Consider the following 267-nt stretch of genomic DNA (forward strand, 5'->3'; position numbering starts at 1 on the left):
TAATAGAAATTGACCCTGGTAACCAAACGGCGATTGAAGGGTTGATAGCACTTATGCGTAACCCACAGGAATATGATAGTACGCGTAGGCGGGCGACAGAAAGCTTAGAGAAAATCGGCGTTGGCAACCAAACGGCGCTTGAAGGGTTGATAGCACTTATCCATGACCCACAGGTTGATAGTGATATTCGTAGACAGGCAGTAAAAAGCTTAGGCAAAATCGCCGTTGGCAACCAAACTGCAATTGACGCTTTGATCTTACTTATCC

General features: G+C 45.7%; 1 protein-coding gene. It reads left to right on the forward strand.

Annotation, left to right across the window (positions count from 1 at the left end; translation table 11 throughout):
• A partial coding sequence (locus ABF638_RS38480; protein ID WP_435027968.1) for a HEAT repeat domain-containing protein occupies positions 1–267 on the forward strand: 267 nt, incomplete at both ends.

This window comes from Nostoc sp. CALU 1950 (assembly GCF_051172895.1).
Lineage (GTDB): Bacteria > Cyanobacteriota > Cyanobacteriia > Cyanobacteriales > Nostocaceae > Nostoc > Nostoc edaphicum_A.